Annotated in this window: 22 protein-coding genes and 1 tRNA gene; 13 read left to right on the forward strand and 10 right to left on the reverse strand. The window is 69.3% G+C overall.

The window, feature by feature from the left end; all coding sequences use genetic code 11:
• Positions 1 to 170 precede the first annotated feature (170 nt).
• The 6 genes from paaA (at position 171) to ACRAKF_RS19595 (ending at position 5,069) form a co-directional block, all read left to right on the forward strand.
• Positions 171 to 1,208, forward strand: a complete 1,038-nt coding sequence (gene paaA / locus ACRAKF_RS19570; RefSeq protein ID WP_447038460.1) for a 1,2-phenylacetyl-CoA epoxidase subunit PaaA — start codon at positions 171 to 173, stop codon at positions 1,206 to 1,208.
• Positions 1,205 to 1,495, forward strand: coding sequence for a 1,2-phenylacetyl-CoA epoxidase subunit PaaB (gene paaB / locus ACRAKF_RS19575; RefSeq protein ID WP_447038461.1), 291 nt, complete (start codon positions 1,205 to 1,207; stop codon positions 1,493 to 1,495). The genes paaA and paaB overlap by 4 nt, the downstream gene beginning before the upstream one ends.
• A complete protein-coding gene (gene paaC, locus ACRAKF_RS19580; protein ID WP_447038462.1) occupies positions 1,492 to 2,229 on the forward strand; it encodes a 1,2-phenylacetyl-CoA epoxidase subunit PaaC in 738 nt (245 codons plus the stop codon). Before paaB ends, paaC begins: the two co-directional genes overlap by 4 nt.
• Positions 2,223 to 2,723, forward strand: coding sequence for a 1,2-phenylacetyl-CoA epoxidase subunit PaaD (gene paaD / locus ACRAKF_RS19585; protein ID WP_447038463.1), 501 nt, complete (start codon positions 2,223 to 2,225; stop codon positions 2,721 to 2,723). Before paaC ends, paaD begins: the two co-directional genes overlap by 7 nt.
• Positions 2,723 to 3,799 carry a 2Fe-2S iron-sulfur cluster-binding protein gene (locus tag ACRAKF_RS19590; RefSeq protein WP_447038464.1) on the forward strand — a complete coding sequence of 359 codons (1,077 nt, stop codon included), beginning with the start codon at positions 2,723 to 2,725 and terminating at the stop codon, positions 3,797 to 3,799. Before paaD ends, ACRAKF_RS19590 begins: the two co-directional genes overlap by 1 nt.
• Before the next feature lie 136 nt (positions 3,800 to 3,935).
• The gene (locus tag ACRAKF_RS19595) at positions 3,936 to 5,069 is read left to right on the forward strand and encodes an acyl-CoA dehydrogenase family protein (protein ID WP_447038465.1); all 1,134 of its coding nucleotides are present in this window, start codon (positions 3,936 to 3,938) and stop codon (positions 5,067 to 5,069) included.
• Between the two features lie 22 nt (positions 5,070 to 5,091).
• Here the strand turns inward: ACRAKF_RS19595 and ACRAKF_RS19600 are convergent, their stop codons facing one another.
• The 4 genes from ACRAKF_RS19600 to ACRAKF_RS19615 all read right to left on the reverse strand — a co-directional run bounded on the left by ACRAKF_RS19600 (position 5,092) and on the right by ACRAKF_RS19615 (position 8,327).
• Positions 5,092 to 5,439: a rhodanese-like domain-containing protein gene (locus ACRAKF_RS19600; protein ID WP_447038466.1), complete on the reverse strand. Its 348-nt coding sequence runs from the start codon at positions 5,437 to 5,439 to the stop codon at positions 5,092 to 5,094.
• Between the two features lie 70 nt (positions 5,440 to 5,509).
• On the reverse strand, positions 5,510 to 6,487 hold the full coding sequence (locus tag ACRAKF_RS19605; protein WP_447038467.1) for a hypothetical protein: 978 nt from the start codon (positions 6,485 to 6,487) through the stop codon (positions 5,510 to 5,512).
• A 50-nt stretch (positions 6,488 to 6,537) separates the two neighbouring features.
• Entirely contained in the window at positions 6,538 to 8,025 is a 1,488-nt protein-coding gene (locus ACRAKF_RS19610; protein WP_447038468.1) for a DUF2252 domain-containing protein, read from the reverse strand.
• Between the two features lie 215 nt (positions 8,026 to 8,240).
• Positions 8,241 to 8,327: transfer RNA gene (locus ACRAKF_RS19615), tRNA-Leu, on the reverse strand.
• A 657-nt stretch (positions 8,328 to 8,984) separates the two neighbouring features.
• Between ACRAKF_RS19615 and ACRAKF_RS19620 the strand changes: the two genes are divergently transcribed.
• The 6 genes from ACRAKF_RS19620 (at position 8,985) to pknB (ending at position 17,227) form a co-directional block, all read left to right on the forward strand.
• Positions 8,985 to 9,917 carry an FhaA domain-containing protein gene (locus ACRAKF_RS19620; RefSeq protein WP_447038469.1) on the forward strand — a complete coding sequence of 311 codons (933 nt, stop codon included), beginning with the start codon at positions 8,985 to 8,987 and terminating at the stop codon, positions 9,915 to 9,917.
• A gap of 10 nt (positions 9,918 to 9,927) precedes the next feature.
• Positions 9,928 to 10,446 (forward strand): FHA domain-containing protein FhaB/FipA, encoded by a 519-nt coding sequence (locus ACRAKF_RS19625; protein WP_447038470.1) that lies wholly within the window; start codon positions 9,928 to 9,930, stop codon positions 10,444 to 10,446.
• Between the two features lie 123 nt (positions 10,447 to 10,569).
• Entirely contained in the window at positions 10,570 to 12,120 is a 1,551-nt protein-coding gene (locus ACRAKF_RS19630; protein ID WP_447038471.1) for a Stp1/IreP family PP2C-type Ser/Thr phosphatase, read from the forward strand.
• Positions 12,121 to 12,146: 26 nt separating this feature from the next.
• A complete protein-coding gene (locus ACRAKF_RS19635; protein ID WP_447038472.1) occupies positions 12,147 to 13,553 on the forward strand; it encodes an FtsW/RodA/SpoVE family cell cycle protein in 1,407 nt (468 codons plus the stop codon).
• A complete protein-coding gene (locus ACRAKF_RS19640) occupies positions 13,550 to 15,013 on the forward strand; it encodes a peptidoglycan D,D-transpeptidase FtsI family protein (RefSeq protein WP_447038473.1) in 1,464 nt (487 codons plus the stop codon). Before ACRAKF_RS19635 ends, ACRAKF_RS19640 begins: the two co-directional genes overlap by 4 nt.
• A gap of 168 nt (positions 15,014 to 15,181) precedes the next feature.
• Complete coding sequence (pknB, locus tag ACRAKF_RS19645; RefSeq protein ID WP_447038474.1) at positions 15,182 to 17,227, forward strand: Stk1 family PASTA domain-containing Ser/Thr kinase; 2,046 nt, start codon at positions 15,182 to 15,184, stop codon at positions 17,225 to 17,227.
• Positions 17,228 to 17,348: 121 nt separating this feature from the next.
• Here pknB and ACRAKF_RS19650 read toward each other — a convergent pair whose 3' ends face one another.
• From ACRAKF_RS19650 to ACRAKF_RS19675, 6 genes are read right to left on the reverse strand one after another with little or no spacing between them, the layout of a single operon-like run.
• Complete coding sequence (locus tag ACRAKF_RS19650) at positions 17,349 to 18,122, reverse strand: class E sortase (protein WP_447038475.1); 774 nt, start codon at positions 18,120 to 18,122, stop codon at positions 17,349 to 17,351.
• A 24-nt stretch (positions 18,123 to 18,146) separates the two neighbouring features.
• Positions 18,147 to 19,427 (reverse strand): class E sortase, encoded by a 1,281-nt coding sequence (locus ACRAKF_RS19655; RefSeq protein WP_447038476.1) that lies wholly within the window; start codon positions 19,425 to 19,427, stop codon positions 18,147 to 18,149.
• Positions 19,424 to 20,080, reverse strand: a complete 657-nt coding sequence (locus ACRAKF_RS19660) for an aminodeoxychorismate/anthranilate synthase component II (RefSeq protein WP_447038477.1) — start codon at positions 20,078 to 20,080, stop codon at positions 19,424 to 19,426. The genes ACRAKF_RS19655 and ACRAKF_RS19660 overlap by 4 nt, the downstream gene beginning before the upstream one ends.
• Positions 20,077 to 20,238 (reverse strand): hypothetical protein, encoded by a 162-nt coding sequence (locus tag ACRAKF_RS19665; protein WP_447038478.1) that lies wholly within the window; start codon positions 20,236 to 20,238, stop codon positions 20,077 to 20,079. Before ACRAKF_RS19665 ends, ACRAKF_RS19660 begins: the two co-directional genes overlap by 4 nt.
• A gap of 54 nt (positions 20,239 to 20,292) precedes the next feature.
• Positions 20,293 to 20,988 (reverse strand): class E sortase, encoded by a 696-nt coding sequence (locus ACRAKF_RS19670; RefSeq protein WP_447038479.1) that lies wholly within the window; start codon positions 20,986 to 20,988, stop codon positions 20,293 to 20,295.
• 24 nt (positions 20,989 to 21,012) lie between these two features.
• On the reverse strand, positions 21,013 to 21,783 hold the full coding sequence (locus tag ACRAKF_RS19675; RefSeq protein WP_447038480.1) for a DUF881 domain-containing protein: 771 nt from the start codon (positions 21,781 to 21,783) through the stop codon (positions 21,013 to 21,015).
• A gap of 143 nt (positions 21,784 to 21,926) precedes the next feature.
• On the opposite strand from ACRAKF_RS19675, the gene crgA reads away from it, so the two are divergent.
• Entirely contained in the window at positions 21,927 to 22,184 is a 258-nt protein-coding gene (gene crgA / locus ACRAKF_RS19680) for a cell division protein CrgA (RefSeq protein ID WP_447038481.1), read from the forward strand.
• Positions 22,185 to 22,432: the final 248 nt, after the last annotated feature.

The following is a 22,432-nucleotide window of genomic DNA, read 5'->3' on the forward strand; positions in this document are numbered from 1 at the left end:
CCGAATCCGCTCCACACCCTGCCGCCGGAACGGTACTCAGGCCTGCCCGCGGCGCACAGCGTCCGTGAAGTTATCCACAGGGTTGACACCCTATGGCGCCGCGCCGCACCATTGAATCCAACGAACCGAACGATCGGTCGGGCGGTTCGCTCAGGTCGAGGGGGACCGAAATGGCCACAGCAGCCGCACAGAAAGCGGCCGAGACGGAGCCCGCCGGGGCCGGGTCGACGGCCGCGCGCACGGCGGCGCAGCAGGCCGCCTTCGACGAGGCGGTCGCCGCCGAAGAGCGCATCGAGCCGCGCGACTGGATGCCGGATGCCTACCGCGCGTCCCTGGTCAGGCAGATCGCGCAGCACGCACACTCAGAGATCATCGGCATGCAGCCGGAGGCGAACTGGATCACGCGCGCGCCTTCCTTGCGGCGCAAGGCGATCCTCATGGCCAAGGTGCAGGACGAGGCCGGACACGGCCTGTATCTCTACAGCGCGGCGGAGACCCTCGGCACCAGCCGCGACGAGCTGCTGGACAAGCTCCACTCGGGCCGCCAGAAGTACTCCTCGATCTTCAACTACCCCACCCTGACCTGGGCCGACGTAGGCGCGATCGGCTGGCTCGTGGACGGCGCCGCGATCACCAACCAGGTCCCCCTGTGCCGCTGTTCGTACGGCCCCTACGCACGCGCGATGGTCCGCGTCTGCAAGGAGGAGTCCTTCCACCAGCGCCAGGGGTACGAGTCGCTGCTCGCCCTCAGCCGCGGCACCCAGGCCCAGCACGAGATGGCGCAGGACGCGGTGAACCGCTGGTGGTGGCCCTCGCTGATGATGTTCGGCCCGCCCGACGACGAGTCGTCGCACTCCGAGCAGTCGATGACATGGAAGATCAAACGCCACTCGAACGACGAGCTGCGCCAGCGCTTCGTGGACATATGCGTCCCCCAGGCCGAATCGCTCGGCCTGACCCTCCCCGACCCTGACCTGGCGTGGAACGAGGCGCGGGGACACCACGACTTCGGCCCCATCGACTGGACCGAGTTCTGGGACGTCCTCAAGGGCAACGGCCCCTGCAACGACCAGCGCATCACCCAGCGCAGGCAGGCCCATGAGGAAGGCGCCTGGGTCAGGGAGGCCGCGGCCGCGTACGCCACGAAGCAAGCGAGCGCCGCGAGTGCGACCGCAGCCGTCATCACGCACGGAGAGGCGACAGCATGAACAGCTCGACCGACTGGCCACTGTGGGAAGTCTTCGTCCGCTCCCGCCGAGGCCTCTCCCACACCCACGCGGGCAGCCTGCACGCGCCGGACGCCGAGATGGCTCTGCGCAACGCCCGCGACCTCTACACCCGCAGGAGCGAAGGCGTCTCCCTGTGGGTCGTGCCCTCCACCGCGATCACCGCCTCCTCGCCCGACGAGAAGGACTCCTTCTTCGAGCCGGCGGGCGACAAGCCCTACCGCCACCCGACGTTCTACGACATCCCGGAGGGAGTGAAGCACCTGTGACCACCACATCGACTCCGACGGACAGCCAGGCCGAGGCCGCAGCCCTCGCCCTGGGAGACGACGCCCTGGTGCTCTCGCACCGTCTGGGGGAGTGGGCGGGACACGCCCCCGTCCTCGAAGAAGAGGTCGCCCTGGCGAACATCGCCCTGGACCTCCTGGGCCAGGCCCGCATCCTGCTCTCCTCGGCCGGCGACGAGGACGAGCTGGCGTATCTCCGCGAGGAGCGCGCCTTCCGCAACCTCCAGCTCGTCGAACAGCCGAACGGCGACTTCGCCCACACCATCGCCCGCCAGCTCTACTTCTCCACCTACCAAACACTGCTGTACGGGCAGTTGGCGGCTTCGGACGGCGAGCTGGCACCCCTGGCCGCGAAGGCCGTCAAAGAAGTGGCCTACCACCAGGACCACGCCGAGCAGTGGACCCTGCGCCTCGGCGACGGCACCGCCGAGAGCCACGCCCGCATGCAGCGCGGCCTCGATGCCCTGTGGCGGTTCACCGGCGAGATGTTCCAGCCCATAGCCGGCCTGGACGTCGACAGCGCGGCGCTGCGCGAGAGCTGGACGGCTTCGGTCACAGCGGTCATCGAGCGGGCGACGCTCACCGTGCCCCCCGGGCCGCAGAGCGGCGCATGGACGGCCGGCGCCGGACGCCAAGGCCTGCACACCGAGCCGTTCGGACGCATGCTCGCCGAGATGCAGCACCTGCACCGCAGCCACCCGGGGGCGTCATGGTGACGACCACGCCCACCGCCCTGGAGGCGGAGCTCTTCGCCCTCGCGGGATCGGTGCCCGACCCGGAGCTGCCCGTGCTGTCCCTCGCCGACCTCGGCGTGGTGCGCGGAGTGCGAATCGTCGCGCCCGGCAAGGTCGACGTCGAGCTGACCCCGACGTACACCGGCTGCCCGGCGATCGAAGTCATGTCCTCCGACATCGAGCACGTACTGCACGAGCACGGCATGGCCGAGGTCACGGTGCGCACCGTGCTCTCCCCCGCCTGGTCGACGGACGACATCAGCGCCGAAGGCCGCCGCAAACTCGCGGAGTTCGGCATAGCGCCTCCCCGCTCGCACGCGGCGGACGGCCCCGTGCCGCTCAGCCTCTCGATCCGCTGCCCGCACTGCGGCTCGACCGACACCGAGCTGCTCAGCCGCTTCTCCTCCACCGCCTGCAAGGCGCTGCGCCGCTGCACCTCCTGCCGCGAACCCTTCGACCACTTCAAGGAGCTGTGATGGCCCGCTTCCACCCGCTGCGGGTAGCGGCCGTCGACCGGCTCACCGACGACTCCGTGACGCTGACCTTCGACGTGCCGCCATCGCTGCGCGAGGAGTTCCGCTTCACGCCGGGCCAGCACCTCGCCCTGCGCCGCCTCGCCGACGGCACGGAGATCCGGCGTACGTACTCGATCTGTTCCCCCGCCCCACGCGCCGACGCCCCCGGTCCCGGGACACTGAAGGTCGGGGTGCGGCTCGTCGAGGACGGCGCCTTCTCCACGTACGCCTTCAAGGAGCTCGGCGTCGGCGACGAGCTGGACGTGATGACCCCCGCCGGCCGGTTCACGCTCGACCCGGCTCCCGGCCGCTATGCGGCGATAGTCGGCGGCAGCGGCATCACCCCCGTGCTCTCCATCGTCACGACGCTCCTGGAGCGCGAGCCGCAGGCCCAGTTCTGTCTCATCCGCAGCGACCGCACCGCCGCCTCGACGATGTTCCTCGAGGAGGTGGCCGACCTCAAGGACCGCTGGCCAGGACGGTTCCAACTGGTGACCGTGCTGTCCCGCGAGGAACAACAGGCGGGTCTCGACTCCGGTCGGCTCGATGAGCAGCGCCTTGCGCGGCTCCTGCCGGCCCTGCTGGCCGTGGCGGAGGTCGACGGCTGGTTCCTGTGCGGCCCGCTCGGCCTGGTGCAGGGCGCGGAGCACGCTCTGCGCGACCTCGGCGTGGCCCGCCGACGCATCCACGAGGAGATATTCCACGTGGACGGAGGCGTGGCCACCGCGTCCCCCGCCACATCGCTGACCACCGCACCCGCGCACAGCACGGTGACCGTGACCCTCGACGGCCGCTCGGGCACCTGGCCCGTCCAGGGCGGCGAGACCCTGCTCGAAACGGTGCTGCGCAACCGCGCCGACGCGCCCTACGCCTGCAAGGGCGGAGTCTGCGGGACCTGCCGCGCCTTCCGGGTCTCCGGTGAGGTCCGGATGGACCACAACTACGCACTGGAACCGGAGGAGACAGAAGCCGGGTACGTACTGGCCTGCCAGTCCCGTCCGACCACGGACACCGTGGAGCTGGACTTCGACCGCTGACCCCGCCACGCCCCATCCCGAACCACCGGGGCCCATCCCGAACCACCGGGGCAGCACTGTTCCCTTCCTCTAGAACCTGTTCTATCTTGACGACCCGTCAGTTAGAGGCCGGTGCGCGGAAGGACAGTGACAGGCTGTGGACTTCACCTTCACCGAGGAACAGCAGGCCGTGGTCGAAGCGGCCAAAGCGGTCTTCGCCGACGTCGCGCCGGACACGGTGCCAAGCCCGGCCCTCACCCCCGGCGCCGTCGCCGAGGACTTCGACCGCGCCCTGTGGGCCAAGCTCGCCGACTCCGACCTGCTCGGCCTGCTCATCGGCTCCGACCACGGCGGCGTGGACCTCGACGCCATCGCCCTGTGCCTCGTACTCCGCGAATCGGCGAAAGTACTGGCACGGGTTCCGCTGCTGGAGAGCAGCGCCGCCGCGGCGACCGTACAAGCACACGGCAACGCCGAATTGCGGCAGCGGATCCTGCCCCGGGCCGCCCGCGGCGAAATCGTCCTGACCGTCGCGGCCAACGGCAGGACGGGCCACGACCGGGCAGAACTCGCCACCACCGCCCAGCGCGACGGCGACACCTGGACCCTGAACGGACTACAGACAGGCGTGCCCTGGGCACACAACGCCGACTTCATCGCCGCCCCCGCCCACACGCCCGACGGCCGCACCGTCGTCGCGCTCATCCCCCGCGACCGCGAAGGCCTCACACTCGGCGAACAGATCTCGACCAGTGGCGAGCGCCTCGGCGAACTCCATCTGGACGCCGTACGCCTCGGCCCCGCCGACGTCATCGAGGCGGAAGGAGCCTGGGACCGGCTGCGCGACCTGCTCGCCACGGGCACCTGCGCGCTCGCGCTGGGCCTCGGCGAAGGCGTACTCGGCATGACCAGCGCCTACACCAGCAAGCGCGAACAGTTCGGCCACCCCATCGCCACGTTCCAAGCAGTGGCAGTGCAGGCCGCCGACCGCTACATCGACCTACGGGCCATGGAAGCCACCCTCTGGCAGGCCGCCTGGCGCATCAGTACCGGAGCGGACGGCGCCCTGCCCACCGCCGGAGATGTGGCGGTCGCCAAGATCTGGGCGTCGGACGGCGTACGAAGAGTCGTACAGACGGCGCAACACCTGCACGGAGGCTTCGGCGCCGACACCGACTACCCCCTGCACCGCTACCACGCCTGGGCCAAACAGCTTGAGCTGTCCCTCGGCCCCGCGGCAGCCCACGAAGAAGCCCTGGGCGACCTGCTCGCCGCCCACCCACTCAGCTGAACAGCAGATGGGCAGCAGCCGACTAGACGACCGAACCCGGCTCGCCCTTGGCATCGACGACCGGGCGGCCCGCGGCGGCCCAGGCCTCCATGCCGCCCGCGACATTCGCGGCGTCGATGCCCTGCTGCGCCAGATACATCGTGACCTGGGCGGAGCGGCCACCGGACCGGCAGATCACATGGACCCTGCCGTCCTGCGGGGCGGCCTCGGTCAACTCGCCGTAGCGGGACACGAAGTCGCTCATCGGAATGTGCAGCGCGCCCGCGGCGTGACCCGCCCGCCATTCGTCGTCCTCACGGACATCCAGCAGAAAGTCGCCGTCCGCGAGATCGTCGACACCGACCGTGGGCACATCTGATCCAAAAGCCATACCCCGACGCTACCCGACCAAAGGCGAGCCCCGGGCAGCACTGCGCCCGAAGAAACGTACGAGCGCCCCGCTATGCGGTCAGCCGCTCCAGCTCGGTCTCGCGCTCGGCGACCTGAGCGAGGAGCTGCTCGGCGATCTCATCGAGCAGCGCGTCCGGGTCATCCGGAGCCAGCCGCAGCATCCCGCCGATCGCACTCTCCTCCAGCTCCTTGGCGAGGACGGAGAGCAGTTCCTTGCGCTGGGAGAGCCACTCCAGGCGCGCGTACAGCTCCTCGCTGTGAGTGAGCCGCATCTCCTCCGGAACGGGCCCCGCGGCCCACTCCTCGGACAGCTCCCGCAGCAGCTCGGCGTCACCGCGGGCGTACGCGGCGTTGACGCGGGTGATGAACTCCTCGCGCCGCTGCCGCTCATCCTCCTCCTGCGCCAGGTCGGGGTGGGCCTTGCGGACCAGCTCGCGGTAGAGCTTGCGGGCCTCCTCGCCGGGGCGCACCCGCTGCGGCGGCCGCACGGACTGGTCGGTGAGCATCGCGGCGGCCTCGGGGTAGAGCCCCTCGCCGTCCATCCAGCCGTGGAACAGCTCCTCGACGCCCGGCATGGGCATCACCCTCGCCCGCGCCTCCTCCGCCTTGGCCACGTCCTCGGGGTCGCCGGTGCGCTCCGCGGTCGCCTCGGCGATCCGTGCGTCCAGCTCGTCGAGGCGCGCGTACATCGGGCCGAGCTTCTGGTGGTGCAGGCGGGAGAAGTTCTCGACCTCCACGCGGAAGGTCTCCAGCGCGATCTCGTACTCGATCAACGCCTGCTCAGCGGCGCGCACGGCCCGCTCCAGCCGCGCCTCGGGCCGCTCGACGGGCTCCTCCGCAGCCTCGGCCCCGGGCGCGGCGGCCTGCTCCCGGCGCTCCTCGGAGCGTGCCCTGAGCCGTTCCTTGAGCTGGTCCTTGAGCTGGTCCTTGAGCCGCCCATCGGCGCCCAACTGCCGCGCTCCCTCGGTGGAGGTCTCGGGCGTCTCAGGCGTCTCGGGCTGCGTAGGCTCGGCTTCCGGCGTCGTCACTCGTCCAGCCTAGGCCACGCGGCGCCCCGTCCCCCTTCGCCATCGCACCCTCACACTCCCGCCTCAGCCGCCACCCGCCCCTCCTTGACCGCGCGCACGAGCAGCGTGTGGTCCTTCTCCGTGCGGTCCGCGTATGCCGTGGCGAAGCGGGTCATCGCCTCGTCCAGTTCGTCGTTCTTGCCGCAGTAGCCGGCTATGAGCCGTGGGTCCGCGCTGTGCGCGTGGGCGCGGGCCAGCAGGGCTCCTGTCATGCGGCCGTAGTCGTCCACCTGGTCGGCGGACAGGGCCGCCGGGTCGACGCTGCCCTTGCGGTTCCTGAACTGCCGTACCTGGTAGGGAAGGCCGTCCACTGTCGTCCAGCCGAGCAGGAAGTCGCTGACGACCTGCATCCGCTTCTGGCCGAGCACCACGCGGTGCCCCTCGTGCATCGCCTCGGGCGCCTTGAAGCCGGCCTCGGGCAGATGCGGGGCCAGTGCTGATGTCCGCGCCTCCTTGACCTGGAGCACCAGCGGCTCGCCCCGGTGGTCGAGCAGCAGGACCACGTAGGACCGCAGGCCGACGCTGCCTGTGCCCACGACGCGGAATGCCACGTCCTGTATCGCGTACCGAGCGAGCAGCGGAAGCCGGTCCTCCGTCAGCGTGCGCAGATACTCCCCGAGCGAGCCGGCCACGGCGGCGGCCTCCGCGTCCGGGACGCGTCGCAGCACGGGCGGGGCGTCGATGAAACGCCGCCCCTCAAAACCGTCGGGGCCTTCGACCCGCTCGGTCGCTTTGGCCGCGAACCGGGCGCTCGTGTTCTGCCTGGCCTTTTCTGCGACCTTCTCCAGGGTGCCGAGCAGGTCACGAGCGTCAGTGTGCGAGACCAACTCCTCGTCGGCGATGGCGTTCCACGCGTCGAGGGCCGGCAGCTTCGCGAGCAGTCGCATGGTGCGGCGGTAGGCGCCGACGGCGTCCCGTGCGGCGGCCTCACAGACGTCGTCGCCCGCGCCCGCCTCGCGCCCGGCCAGGACCAGTGAGACGGCGAGGCGCTTGAGGTCCCATTCCCAGGGGCCGTGCGCCGTCTCGTCGAAGTCGTTCAGGTCGATGATGAGGCCGCCGCGCGCGTCTCCGTAGAGCCCGAAGTTCCCGGCGTGCGCGTCTCCGCATATCTGCGCGCCTATGCCGGTGTGGGGCGTGGACACCAGGTCGTACGCCATGAGACCGGCGGAGCCGCGCAGGAAGGCGAAGGGAGAGGCGGCCATCCTGCCGGTCCTGATCGGTGTGAGCTCGGGGAGCCTGCCGCGGTTGGTCTTCTGCACCGCGGTCACGGGGTCGGGCCGTCCGTCACGGATCTTGAACTCCGCGTGCGCGTCGCGGGGCACCCGTGCTCGAATCGTCTTGCCCTCGCTCTTCGGCGACCCGGCCCCGGGTGCCGACTGTGCGGGCCACTGCGCGAACCCCGGCACGCTCGGCAGCCGTCCGGCTCGCCGCCCCCGCGGACCGGGCACCGCCCTGCCCGCCCCGGCCCCGCCCGACCCGGTCCCACCCTGCTTCGCCATGCCATCGCCCCCCGCTGGTCGCCCGTCGACCTGGCTTCGAAGGTACCGCCGGGCTCCGGCGGCCGTCAGAGCCTGTGGATAACCCGGGTGACATACATCACGGCACTATCGGAGGGAAGTCATCGGGGCGCCCCGACCCCATCGAATGACCGCCCATAGACACAAAAGAAGCGGTCCTCCTCCGGATCTTCATCCGGAGGAGGACCGCTTCCTCATGGTGCGCGAGGGGGGAGTTGAACCCCCACGCCCTTTCGGGCACTGGAACCTGAATCCAGCGCGTCTGCCTATTCCGCCACCCGCGCATGGGTGTTGTCTTTGGGCTCTCTCGCGGTGTGCTGCGAGCGCCTTCCGACATCCAGAAGATTAGCACGCTGCTCCGGGTGGATTCACCTCCGTTCAGGGCGGGCACCTGCATCAAGGGTTCGGCCGCGGCCCAGCGGAGATGCGGCTCCGACCACGCCCGACGGTCCGCACGCGTCGAAGAATGTGTGAGGGATCCAGCCCCCGACCCCGCCCCCGATCACAGCCACATCCACAGCCACATCCAGAGCCACATCCGCCCCTGCCTCGCCCCCTCGCCCCATAGCTCTCCAGCCCCGCACCCGCATCCCACGCCCCTCCGGCCACGGCAAGGCCTCGGGGCGGCACGAGTCAAGGCCGGCGGAAGGGCGCGGGACCGGCTCCACGGCCAGGTGCGGGACACTGACTCTGAGCCCCCTCTACGATCCCGGGTAAGAGGAAGTTCGAGCAGGCGTACCGAGTAGCTGCCCGGAAGGGTTCCGGGGCCCGAAAATCAGGGTTCCGTCAGGGTCCTGGGAGGATCTTCGGGGCAGGTGCGGGGAGTTCTTGTGAGAGGCGACACTCGTCGACCGTGCGGACAGGGGGAACCAGCCGATTTCCCGGCGCGTGGATACGATCAGTAAGCAGTACCAGGATGACTACGACGGAGGAGGTGCCCCATGGGAGTCCTGAAGAAGTTCGAACAGCGACTTGAAGGTCTGGTCAACGGCACCTTCGCCAAGGTGTTCAAGTCCGAGGTCCAGCCCGTCGAGATCGCCGGCGCCCTCCAGCGGGAGTGCGACAACAACGCCACGATCTGGAACCGCGAGCGGACCGTCGTCCCCAACGATTTCATCGTGGAGCTCAGCGCACCCGACTTCGAGCGTCTCAGCCCCTACTCCGGGCAGCTCGGCGACGAGCTCTCCAGCATGGTGCGCGACTACGCCAAGCAGCAGCGCTACAGCTTCATGGGGCCCATCAAGGTCCACCTGGAGAAGGCCGACGACCTCGACACCGGTCTGTACCGCGTGCGGAGCCGGACGCTCGCCTCCAGCTCCTCCCAGACTCCCGAGAGCCCCGCGGGCCCCGTGCCCGGCGGCGCCGCGGCCCCCGGCCGCGGTGCCGGTGGCGGCGCGGGCGGCGCAGGCGGCGGCTATGGCTATCCGCAGCCGCCTTCCGGTGCTCCCGGCACTCCCGGGGCTCCTGGCGCTCCCGGCGCCGGTGCTCCTCCCATGCCGGCGGCACCGCCGCCCGGCGGGGGCCGCCCCGGCGGCCAGTCCCCGGTTCCGAGCAGGCCCGCGGGCCCCGGAGCCGGTCCTCTTCCGGGCGCCCAGGTGCGGCGCTGGATCGAGATCAACGGCAACCGCCATCAGATCTCCCGCCCGACGCTGGTGCTGGGACGCAGCACCGACGCCGATGTGCGGATCGACGACCCCGGCGTATCGCGTCGGCACTGTGAGATCCGGACCGGAACGCCCTCGACGATCCAGGATCTCGGGTCTACCAACGGCATCGTGGTAGACGGGCAGCACACCACCCGCGCTACGCTCCGCGACGGCTCGCGGATCGTCGTGGGCCAAACCACCATCGTTTATCGGCAAGCCGAAGGGTGAAGCGGGGGCAATGTCAGAGCTGACCCTGACGGTCATGCGGCTAGGTTTCCTGGCCGTTCTGTGGCTGTTCGTGATCGTGGCCGTCCAGGTCATTCGCAGCGATCTGTTCGGAACGCGTGTCACACAGCGCGGTTCGCGCCGGGAGCGGCCGCAGCAGGCCGCTCGCCAACAGCAGCAAGCGGCAGCACCGCCGCAGCGCCAGCAGCAGAGCGGTGGCGGCCGCCAGCGTCGTGGCGCCCCCAGCAAGCTCGTCGTCTCCGAGGGCATCCTCGCCGGGACGACGGTCGCGCTGCAGGGGCAGACCATCACGCTGGGCCGCGCGCACGACTCCACGATCGTGCTGGACGACGACTACGCCTCCAGCAGGCATGCCAGGATCTATCCGGACCGTGACGGCCAGTGGATCGTCGAGGATCTCGGGTCCACCAATGGCACGTATCTGGACCGGACCCGACTCACCACCCCGACGCCCGTTCCGCTGGGCGCGCCGATCCGCATCGGCAAGACCGTCATCGAGCTGCGGAAGTAGTACGACAATGAGCGAGCGGAGCGAGCGAGCCGAAGCGGCTGTCCAGGCACTGGACGCCGGCGCGCTCCCGACCGGAGGGTGGGCACCGTGCGGATGTACCCGGAGCCGACGGGCGAGGTGCGCATGAGTCTGTCTTTGCGCTTCGCCGCCGGATCGCACAAAGGCATGATCCGGGAGGGGAACGAGGATTCCGGTTACGCCGGCCCTCGTCTCCTCGCCATTGCCGACGGCATGGGGGGCCAGGCCGCCGGTGAGGTGGCCAGCTCCGAGGTGATCTCGACGCTCGTCACGCTCGACGACGACGTACCGGGCTCGGACATCCTGACGTCCCTCGGCACGGCCGTGCAGCGGGCCAACGACCAGTTGCGGTTGATGGTCGAGGAGGACCCGCAGCTCGAGGGCATGGGGACGACCCTGACCGCCCTCCTGTGGACGGGGCAGCGGCTGGGCCTCGTACACGTCGGTGACTCGCGCGCGTATCTGCTGCGGGACGGGGTGCTCACGCAGATCACCCAGGACCACACCTGGGTGCAGCGTCTGGTCGACGAGGGCCGTATCACCGAGGAAGAGGCCACGACCCACCCGCAGCGCTCCTTGCTGATGCGCGCGCTGGGCAGCGGTGATCACGTCGAGCCCGATCTCTCCATCCGTGAGGTCCGCGCCGGCGACCGGTACCTGATCTGTTCGGACGGCCTCTCCGGGGTCGTCTCGCACCAGACCATGGAGGACACCCTCGCGTCCTACCAGGGCCCGCAGGAGACCGTGCAGGAGCTGATCCAGCTCGCGCTGCGCGGCGGCGGCCCCGACAACATCACTGTGATCGTCGCCGATGTCCTGGACATCGACAGTGGCGACACCCTCGCGGGCCAGCTCTCCGACACTCCGGTGGTGGTCGGCGCGGTCGCCGAGAACCAGCTCCAGTCGCAGGACGACGGCGCCATGCAGACGCCGGCGGGCCGCGCGTCCGGGCTCGGCCGTCCAGTGCCGCCGCAGCCCTCCGGAGGAGGCGGCTTCGGGCCGCCCGGAAGCGGCGACCCCGCGGGGTATGTCCCCGAGGGCAGCTTCGGGGCGTACGACGACGACGATTTCGTGAAGCCCCGCGGCGGCCGCAAATGGCTCAAGAGATCGCTCTACGCAGTCCTTGCCCTTGCCGTCATCGGCGGTGGTCTCTACGGCGGCTATCGCTGGACGCAGACCCAGTACTACGTGGGCACGAAGGACGAGCACATCGCGCTCTACCGGGGCATCGACCAGGACCTGGCCTGGGTCAGTCTCTCGAAGGTCGAGAAGGACCACCCCGAGATCGAACTCAAGTACCTGCCGCCCTACCAGCGCAAGCAGGTCGAGGCCACCATTCCCGGGGGCGACCTGAGCGGGGCGCAGGACAAGATCGACGAGCTGGGTCTGCAGGCGTCGGCGTGCAAGAAGGACGCCGAGCGCCGCGAGGTCGAGCGCGAGAACAACGCCAAGACGGGCGAGGGTGAGGCGGGTGGCTCGACCGGGCTGCGCACGGCGCCGACCCCGGACCCGACCGTCCCGTCGTCCGGCACGAACAAGGACGACAAGAACAGCACGACCGACAAGAACAAGTCCAAGACCGCACCGACTCCCACACCCGGCCCCAGCCTCTCCGAGGATGAGCAGAAGCTGGTCCCGCTGTGCGGTAAGCAGTAAGCAGCCGTTGGGGGCCTCTGCACGCCATGAGCAGTACTACACACACGTCGACGATCGGCGCGATCGGGGCGCCGAGCCGGCGCAACACCGAGCTCGCGCTGCTCGCGTTCGCGGTCGTCATCCCGCTGTTCGCCTACATCAACGTAGGCCTCGCTCTTGATGGCAAGCTGCCGTCCGGCATGCTCGGGTACGGGATGGGTCTCGGCCTGCTCGCAGGCGTCGGCCACATCGTCGTACGCAAGTTCGCCGCGTACGCGGACCCGCTGCTGCTGCCGCTGGCCACCGTGCTCAACGGCCTCGGCCTCGTGGTGATCTGGCGGCTCGACCAGTCGGAGAGGTTGCAGCAGCGCGACAACTTCGTCCAGGCGGCGCCGAACCAGCTCATGTACTCGGCGATCGGCATCGCGCTCTTCGTGGCCGTGCTGATCTTCCTGAAGGACCACCGCGTCCTACAGCGGTACACGTACATCTCCATGGTCGGCGCGATCGTCCTGCTGCTCCTGCCGCTCGTGCCGGGCCTCGGTATGAACGTGTTCGGCGCGAAGATCTGGATCCGGGTCGGCGGTTTCTCCATCCAGCCCGGTGAGTTCGCGAAGATCGTCATCGCGATCTTCTTCGCCGGCTATCTGATGGTGAAGCGCGACGCGCTCGCTCTGGCCAGCCGCCGTTTCATGGGGCTCTACCTGCCGCGCGGGCGCGACCTCGGCCCGATCATCGTCGTGTGGGCGATGTCGATCCTGATCCTGGTCTTCGAGACCGACCTCGGTACGTCACTGCTGTTCTTCGGCATGTTCGTCGTGATGCTGTATGTAGCCACGGAGCGCACGAGCTGGATCGTCTTCGGTCTCGTGATGTCCGCCGTCGGTGCGGTGAGTGTGGCCTCCTTCGAGCCGCACGTGCAGCAGCGTGTGGACGCCTGGCTGAACCCGTTCTCGGACACGGTGATCCAGAACAACAGTGACCAGATCGCCCAGTCCCTGATGGCCTTCGGCTCCGGCGGTGTCCTCGGCACCGGCCTCGGCCAGGGCAACTCCGACCTCATCGGCTTCGCCGCCAACTCCGACTTCATCCTCGCCACGTTCGGTGAGGAGATGGGTCTGGCCGGTGTCATGGCGATCCTGCTGATCTACGGTCTGATCGTCGAGCGCGGTGTCCGCACGGCCCTCGCCGCCCGCGACCCGTTCGGCAAGCTCCTCGCGATCGGCCTCTCCGGAGCCTTCGCCATCCAGGTCTTCGTCGTCTCCGGCGGCGTCATGGGCCTGATCCCGCTGACCGGTATGACCATGCCCTTCCTGGCGTACGGCGGTTCCTCCGTGATCGCCAACTGGGCGCTGATCGGCATCCTGCTCCGGATCAGTGACACCGCACGCCGTCCCGCCCCGTCCCCCGCCCCGAGCCCCGATGCTGAGATGACCCAGGTGGTCCGACCGTGAACAAGCCCCTGCGCCGGATCGCGATCTTCTGCGGGCTGCTCGTCTTCGCCCTGCTCGCCCGGGACAACTGGCTCCAGTACGTCCAGGCCGACAGCCTGGCCAAGCACAAGAAGAACCGCCGCGTCACCATCGAGCGCTACTCCCAGCCGCGCGGCGACATCATCGTCGACGGCAAGCCGATCACCGGCTCCAAGGCGACACCGGGCAGCGACCTGGAGTACAAGCGCACCTGGAAGGACGGGCCCATGTGGGCCCCCGTCACCGGTTACTCCTCGCAGCGCATAGGCGCCAACCAGCTGGAGTACATCGACGACGGCATCCTCACCGGCAACGACGACCGGCTCTTCTTCCGCCGCACGCTCGACATGCTGACCGGCGAGAAGAAGGAGGGCGGCAATGTCGTCACCACGCTCAACGGCGCCGCGCAGAAGGCGGCGTACGACGGTCTGAAGGGCCGCGGCAAGGGTGCCGTCGCCGCGATCGACCCGACCACGGGCGCGATCCTGGCGCTGGCCTCCACCCCTTCGTACGACCCGGGGGACTTCGCCGGCAACACCAATGACGAGGCCCAGAAGTTCCTCGACCTGGACAAGGACAAGGACAAGCCGCTGGTCAACCGCGCGCTGCGCGAGACCTACCCGCCCGGTTCCACCTTCAAGGTGGTCACGGCGGCGGCCGCCCTTGAGCACGATCTGTACGACGACATCGACGGCAAGACGGACTCGCCGCTGCCCTGGACGATGCCGAACACCACGACTCCGCTGCCGAACGAGGGCAACATCCCCTGCAAGAACGCCTCGCTGCGTGAGGCGCTGCGGGTGTCCTGCAACACCGTCTTCGGCAAGATCGGCTCCGATCTCGGCAAGGACAAGATGCTGGAGACCGCGAAGGAGTTCGGCTTCAACTCCGAGCAGTTCGTGCCGGTCCGCTCCAACGCGTCCCACTTCCCCGAGGACATGGACAAGCCGCAGACCGCGCTGTCCTCCATCGGCCAGTTCGAGACGGCCGCGACGCCGCTGCAAATGGCCATGGTCGCCTCCGCGATCGCCAACGACGGCACGCTCATGGAGCCGTACATGGTCGATGAGCTCCAGGCCCGGAACCTGGACACCATCGAGAAGCACTCGCCCAAGGAGATGAGCGAGCCGCTGTCGAAGGAGAACGCCCAGAAGCTCCAGGACATGATGGAGACGGTCGTCAACGAAGGCACGGGAACCAACGCCAAGATCCCGAACGTCACTGTCGGAGGCAAGACCGGTACGGCGCAGCACGGCGTCGCCAACAGCAAGAACCCCTACGCCTGGTTCATCTCGTATGCCAAGACGGATTCCGGTTCGCCGGTCGCCGTCGCCGTGGTCGTCGAGGACAGCAAGGCCAGCCGTGACGACATCTCCGGTGGTGGCCTCGCCGCGCCCATCGCCAGGGACGTGATGAAGGCAGTCATCGACAGCAAGAAGTGACCCCTGTCACGGCGACTCCCCATCGGTGCACGTTGCGGTACCGGTCCGGTATCGGCTGACGGTGGTGTCCGGGTCACGTAAGTCGAGCCGGGTACCGTATGCCCGGACAGCACACCGCCGGACCACACAACGGTGCGGTCGGGACCGACGGAGAGGGCTGGATTAGCTATGGAAGAGCCGCGTCGCCTCGGCGGCCGGTACGAGCTGGGTCAGGTGCTCGGCCGCGGTGGGATGGCGGAGGTTTACCTCGCGCACGACACCCGCCTCGGCCGCACCGTGGCGGTGAAGACGCTGCGAGTCGACCTCGCCCGCGATCCGTCGTTCCAGGCCCGGTTCCGCCGTGAGGCCCAGTCTGCCGCCTCACTCAACCACCCGGCGATCGTCGCGGTCTACGACACCGGCGAGGACTACGTGGACGGGGTCTCCATCCCGTACATCGTGATGGAGTACGTCGACGGCTCGACCCTGCGTGAGCTGCTGCACTCCGGCCGCAAGCTGCTGCCGGAGCGGGCCATGGAGATGACGATCGGCATCCTCCAGGCCCTGGAGTACTCCCACCGCAGCGGCATCGTCCACCGTGACATCAAGCCCGCGAACGTCATGCTGACGCGCAACGGCCAGGTCAAGGTCATGGACTTCGGCATCGCCCGCGCCATGGGTGATTCCGGCATGACCATGACGCAGACGGCCGCGGTCATCGGCACGGCGCAGTACCTCTCGCCCGAGCAGGCCAAGGGCGAGCAGGTCGACGCCCGCTCCGACCTCTACTCCACGGGCTGTCTCCTCTACGAGCTGCTCACCGTGCGGCCGCCGTTCGTCGGGGACTCCCCGGTCGCGGTCGCCTACCAGCACGTACGCGAGGAGCCGCAGGCCCCCAGCGTCTTCGACGGAGAGATCACTCCGGAGATGGACGCCATCGTCCTGAAGGCCCTCACCAAGGACCCGGACTACCGCTACCAGTCGGCCGACGAGATGCGCGCCGACATCGAGGCCTGCCTGGACGGCCAGCCGGTCGCCGCCACCGCCGCCATGGGCGCGGTCGGCTACGGCGGCCACGGGGACGACCAGCAGACGGCGATGCTGCGCCAGCAGGGCGGCGGCGCCCCGACGTCCATGCTGCCGCCGGTCAACCCGGACGACGGGGGCTACGGCTACGACGAGAACGGCCGGGGCCGCCGCCAGAAGAAGAGCAACATGTCGACGTGGCTGCTGATCGTCGCGGGCATCCTCGTCCTGGTCGGCGCGATCCTCATCGGGCAGTACGCGTTCAGCGGCGACGGCGGTGGCGACAAAACGCTCAAGGCCCCCAACTTCGTCGGTGAGACGGTGAAGGAGGCCAAGGAGTCGGCGAACAACGTCGGCGTCAAGATCGAGGTCGGCCAGCGCGAGCCCTGCGAGAAGTACCCGAAGGGCGAGATCTGCGAGCAGGACCCGGGAGCGGACACGAAGGTCGACAAGGGCGACACCATCACGGTGACGGTGTCGACCGGCGCGCCCAAGGTGGCGGTGCCGAACGTGCTCAACACGCCGGTCGCCGAGGCCACCGAGAAGCTTGAGGGCGACAAGTACCAGTTCAACGTCGTGACCAAGTCCCGGGAGTCCACCGAGGAAAAGGGCACGGTGCTCGAGACGGACCCGGAGTTCGGTGCCGAGGTCGAGAAGGGCAGCTCGATCACGCTCTTCGTCGCCAAGGAGAAGGCGCAGTCCGTCGTTCCCAGCGTCACCGGCAAGACCTGGGAAGAGGCCAAGCAGCAGATCGAGGACAGCAACCTCGTGCCGAGCCGCGAGGACGTCGCCAGTGGTGACGTCGAGGAGGGCAAGGTCATCCAGACGACGCCCGCCGCCGGCTCGTCGGTCGACCCCGGTTCCACCGTGACCGTCCAGGTGGCCAAGGAGCCGGAGGAGGCCACCGTCCCGCCCGTCGCCGGGCAGAAGCTGAAGGACGCCCGCAAGGCCATCGAGGACGCCGGTCTGACCGTCGGCAACATCACCGGGCCCCAGGACGACAACGCCATCGTGCTCATTCCCCAGCCCAACGTGGGCGAGAAGGTCGACCCGGGCAGCGCGGTCAACCTGACCACCGCGGGCGGCAACGGCAACGGCAATGGTGGCAACGGCGACAACGGTGGCGGCGGAGACGACGGGGGCGGCGGCTTCATCGGCGGCATATCGAACCGCGACCACCCCCGCGACGACCACGGCTGGGACGACTGACGAACCCCCGCTGAACACGGGCACAGCCCCGTGAGCACGACGAAGCCCCGGTGACCGCTTCAGCGGCGATCACCGGGGCTTCGTCGTACGAGGGGGGGTCCGCCGGCGGCTCGGGAGCTCGTTACCGCAGCTCCGCCGGCGGCGTCCGCTTGTTGTCGACCTTCTCGATCCGCTCCAGCTCGCCCCAGACGACGTAGCGGTAGTTCGAGGTGTAGACCGGCGTGCACGTCGTCAGCGTGATGTAGCGGCCCGGCTTCTTCGCGCCCGACTCCTCGGGAACGGGCTTGAGGACCTTCACGTTGTACTTCGAGGTCTCGGGCAGCGTCGCGTACACCTTGTACACGTACCACTTGTCCCGCGACTCGTAGATGATCGCGTCGCCCTTCTTGATCTTGTCTATCTCGTGGAACTTCGCGCCGTGCCCGTCGCGGTGCGCGGCCAGCGTGAAGTTGCCCTCCTTGTCCTCGGGGAGAGCGGACTTGATCGGGTCCTTGTAGTAGCCGGCGACGCCGTCGTTGAGCACCTTGTGGCTGGTGCCCTCCTTGACCAGCACCTCCCCGCCGCCCATCGCGGGTACGTGGAGGAAGCCGATGCCGTCCTTGGTGTCGATGCTGCCGGGACCGCCCGCCCAGCGGTCGCGGACCCGCTCGCCCTGCTTGTTCGCCTCGCGGTCGGCGACGACGTTGGTCCACCACAGGGAGTAGACGACGAAGAGACCGAGGATCAGGCCCGCGGTGATGAGGAGTTCACCGAAGACGCTGACCGCCAGGGCCAGGCGACCGCGGCCCCGGCGTCGTGGCGCGGGCGCGGGAGCGGGTTCCGGAGCGGTTTCCGGAGCGGTTTCCGGTGCGGGCGCCTCGGCCTGCTTCTCGTCGTCGTCGGTCGTGGCTGCCACTGGTTCTGCCCCGTTCTCACACTTCTAGTTGACGAGCGCGCTCGGCTTGCCCTTGCTGCGCGGCCGTTCCTCGGCCATCTTGCCCCAGACGATCATCCGGTACTTACTGGTGAACTCCGGGGTGCAAGTGGTCAGTGTGATGTAGCGGCCGGGTTTCGTGAAGCCCGATCCGGGCGGCACGGGGGCGATCACCCCGATGTTTCCCGGGCTCGTCTGCGGCAGGATGCTCGCCATCTTGTAGACGAAGTACTTGTCCTGCGTCTCGACGACGATGGGGTCGCCGGGTTCGAGGCGGTTGATGTAGCGGAACGGTTCGCCGTGGGTGTTGCGGTGGCCCGCCACCGCGAAGTTGCCCCGCTCGGCGTCCGGCATCGCCGTCTTCGTGGCGCCCTCGTTGTAGTGGCCGACCATGCCGCGGTCGAGGACCCCGTGCTTGTCGATGCCCTCGGCGACCGGCACGACGACGTCCAGCTTCGGGATGTGCAGCAGGGCGAAGCCCTGGCCCGGTTCGAAGGTGCCCGGCTTGCCCTTGCCCTTGGCCCACTCGTTCTGGAGGTCCCGGGCCGCACCGTCGGCCTGCTCATGGGCCCGGATGTTCGTCCACCAGAGCTGGTAGGTGACGAAGAGCAGCATCAGCACGCCCAAGGTGATGAAGACCTCACCGAGCCCTCGGCTGATCACCGTGCCGGCCGAGGGCCTGCGGGCCCGCTCGGCGCGTCGGGCCTCCACGCGGGAAAGGGGAGCGGCGGGGCTCGAACCGGCCTGTACGGGCCGTCCACCGCCCTTCTTGGCAGCCTTACGGCGCGCCGCCCGGCCTCCCGTGGGGCGGTCGCTCGCCGGCTGGGCCGCCGCTCGGCGCGTGTCGGCGGTGCGCAGGCCCACCGTCTCGTCGTCGGCAGGTATCGGATCGTACGAGGCCGTCCGCGCGGGCCGGGGCGAGGCCGAGGGTGGCGTGGCGGCGGCCGGGGAGGACTGGTGCGGGGCGTAGGCGCCGTAGAGCTGCTCGTACGTCGGTTCGGGCGTGCCCTGCGGTTCCCGCGGCTCCTGCCCCTCCCGGGCCGGCTCGGCGGGCTGCGGCTCGCGGGGCTGCGGCTCCGCAGAGCCGCTGCGGAACCACGGGGAAGGGTGCTGCCCCGGCAGCGGGTCGCTCAGCGGATCGGCGAGGTCCCCGACGGCGGCTTCGAGAGCCTCGTCGCCCTGCGCGGCAGCCGCGGCGCCCCCTCGCGCACCACCGGCGTCCCCGTACGCGGCGTTCGCGTCGTACGGATCTCCGGAGGAGTCGCGCTCGGGGCGCAGCTCGGTCACGCCGTGGCCCTGCCCACCACCGGGGCGAGCCCGCTCGATCGCCCGACGGCACCGGTGTCGCCGCACTCCGCCAGCCAGTTGGCCAGCATGAGGTGGCCGTGCTCGGTCAGCACGGACTCCGGGTGGAACTGCACGCCTTCGACGGGGAACTCCCGGTGGCGCACGCCCATGATGATGCCGTCCTCGGTGCGCGCCGTGACCTCGAGCTCGGCCGGGACGGTGGCGGGCTCCGCGGCGAGCGAGTGGTAGCGGGTCGCGGTGAACGGCGTCGGCAGGCCCGCGAAGACGCCCTTGCCCTCGTGGCGTACGAGCGAGGTCTTGCCGTGCAGCAGCTCCGGGGCGCGGCCGACCACGCCGCCGTACGCCACGGCCATCGACTGCATGCCGAGGCAGACCCCGAAGACCGGCACGCCGGTGGTGGCGCAGTGCCGCACCATCTCCACGCAGACGCCCGCCTGCTCGGGGGTGCCGGGGCCCGGCGAGAGCAGGACGCCGTCGAAGCCGTCCTGCGCGTGCCGGAGCTCGACCTCGTCGTTGCGCAGGACCTCGCACTCGGCACCGAGCTGGTACAGGTACTGGACGAGGTTGAAGACGAAGCTGTCGTAGTTGTCGACGACGAGGATGCGGCTGCGGGTGCCGCCCGCGGTGCTCACTGGCCGTCCACGGTGACGTCGTTGAAGGGCAGCAGCGGCTCGGCCCAGGGGAAGACGTACTGGAACAGCACATAGACCACGGCGAGGACGAGCATCAGCGAAATCACTGCCCTCAGCCATGCGTTTCCCGGCAGATGCCGCCAGATCCAGCCGTACATGCCGTCCCTTCCGTCGCGTACGGCACCAGTCCTCCCTTGCCGTACGGCACCAGACTAACGGCGCAGTGCCTCCGGTTTCCCGGCCTCCACGGGCTGGGTCGCGTCCAGATGCGCCCAGACGATCAGCCGGTGGCTGTGGCCCCACTCCGGTTCGCAGGTGGTGAGGGTGAGGTAGCGGCCGGGGCCGTCGAAGCCGGACTTGCGCGGCACGGCGTCGATGACCCCGATGTCGCCCGGGAGCGTCCTGTAGGGCTTCCTGTCGACGCGGTACGTGAACCACGTGGTGCCGTCGGTGAGGACGACGGGGTCGTCCGGCCGCAGCTTCGGGAAGTCCTTGAAGGGGTCGCCGTAGGTGCGGCGGTGGCCGGCCACGGAGAAGTTGCCCTTCTGCCCGAGCCGGGCGGTGGAGGCGTAGTGGCCGAGGCCCTTCTTCAGCACGTCGGTGCCGGTGCCCTGGAGCACGGGCTTGTTCCACGTGAAACCGAACCGCGGGATGTACATGACGGCGAAGGCCTTGCCGTCCTTGTACGGGGCGGGCTCTGCCGGGGACCCGGCGGCGGGGCCGTCGTCGCCCCGGGTGCCCGCGGGGGCCTGGCTCCGCGCCCACCGGTCGTGCAGCTCGTCGATCTGGCCGTCCATGGCGCTGTCGGCCTTCACACCGGTCCAGTAGACGACGTACGCCACGAAGAGCACGATGACGGCGCCGACGGTGATGCACAGCTCGCTGAACGTCCTGACCAGCACGCGCACGGACACGGGCTCCCCCAGGGGCGGCTACTCCACGGGCTTCGCGTAGTGGAGATCCACTGTGCCCGAGTAGCCGGGAAGAGTCACCGCCGAGTCGTCGTCGACTTTCCAGCCGAGCCCGTACGCGTTCACGTACAGCATGTAGTTCTGGATCTCGGGGGAGGCGGTGAGGGCGCTCTTGAGCTTGTCGGGGTCGCCCACGGCGGTCACCTTGTAGGGCGGGGAGTAGACGCGGCCCTGGAGGATGAGCGTGTTGCCCACGCAGCGCACGGCGCTCGTCGAGATCAGCCGCTGGTCCATGACCTTGATGCCCTTGGCGCCGCCCTGCCAGAGGGCGTTCACCACGGCTTGCAGGTCCTGCTGGTGGATGACCAGGTCGTTCGGCTGGGGCTCGGGGTAGCCGGGCAACTTGGGGCCGGCGTCGGGCGGGGCGTCGGCGAGGGTGACGGTGACGGCCCGGCCGCTGAGCTTCTTGGTCCCCGCGTTCTCCTCCAGCGCCTTGAGGCGGGCGTCGTCGGCCTTGGTGCCGCCGCTGTCGCGCTGGGCCAGCGCCTCGACGTCGTCGCGCAGGGACCCGTTGGACTCGTCGAGCGCGCCGTTCTTGTGGCTGCGCTCCTGGATGAGGTCGGAGAGTTTCAGCAGGGAGGCATCGGTACGGATGTTGGTGCCCTTGGCCGTGTTGAAACTGGTGACGAAAATTAGCCCGGCGAGGGCGAAAACGGCGCCCGTAAGCACCCGAACCGGACGCCACCGGGGGCGGCGACCGGCACTGTTCGGGGGGTCGGCAGAATTGCTCAACGTACCCTTATCTCCTTCAGCGCCGCGGAAGCACTACGCTAACGGACGCCTGGGGGAGGCCTCGGCTTCCCGTGGAGTTCCCGCCCGGCGCCCTATGACAGTTACCTGCGCGGCCACGCAGCGCATCGACAGGAGAGACCCTCGTGCCGAAGTCACGTATCCGCAAGAAGGCTGACGACTACACGCCTCCGCCCGCGAAGCAGGCGACGAGCATCAAGCTGACGAATCGCAGCTGGGTGGCTCCGGTGATGCTGGCGATGTTCCTCATCGGCCTCGCCTGGATCGTCGTTTTCTACGTCACCGACGGCAAGCTGCCGATCGATCCGCTCGGCAACTGGAACATCGTGGTCGGCTTCGGCTTCATCGCCGCCGGTTTCGGCGTCTCCACGCAGTGGAAGTAGGTCGTGCCGTGTGAGGCGCGTCCGCGCCTCACACACCAGGCATGGCCATAGTTATCCACAGCGCTGTCCACATGGGGAAAAGGTCTGAAGATCTGTGGATAACTCTCGGCCGGTTGACGCCGGTGTGACTGACCCACCGGCTCTCCGTCCTCCCGCACGCCCCTTGTCCTTCCTGGGGAAACCCAGGTCAGCGACAAGGGGCACTGTTGTTCCCCACAGCTTGCACAAGATCCGGTACACGCTGTGGA

The organism is Streptomyces sp. DSM 118878, assembly GCF_052936595.1.